1 protein-coding gene is annotated in these 422 nt (G+C 45.5%); it reads left to right on the top strand.

Going from position 1 to position 422, the window contains the following annotated elements:
• The coding region (locus tag ABD859_RS04460; RefSeq protein WP_345140815.1) for a hypothetical protein at positions 1-422 on the top strand (422 nt) is incomplete at both ends.

Here is a 422-nt window from a genome sequence, read left to right as displayed (position 1 = left end):
AGTCCTTTATGCGGATCAGGTGCGGGTCAGTTGACTTTCACCGCAAGTGCAGGAACTGGTCCTTATACTGTTGTATATACAGAAAATGGTGGAACAAACAGAACAGCAACGGGAGTTGTGAGCGGTACAGCTTTTACACCATTTACTACTCCGGTTACAGGAACAACCACCTATGCTTTAGTTTCCGTTACGGGAGCAAATAGCTGTGTTAGGAATACAGGTTTTACAGGCGGATCAGCAACGATCACAGTGAATCCTTTACCGCAGGGAACTTTAAGTGCAGTTAGTCCATTATGCGGATCAGGTGCCGGTCAGTTAACTTTCACGGCAAGTGCAGGAACTGGTCCTTATACTGTTGTATATACAGAAAATGGTGGAACAAACAGAACAGCAACGGGAGTTGTAAGCGGTACAGCTTTTAC

Source organism: Flavobacterium ginsengiterrae (assembly GCF_039539785.1).
Lineage (GTDB): Bacteria > Bacteroidota > Bacteroidia > Flavobacteriales > Flavobacteriaceae > Flavobacterium > Flavobacterium ginsengiterrae.
This window is presented reverse-complemented; position numbering and strand designations above follow the sequence as displayed.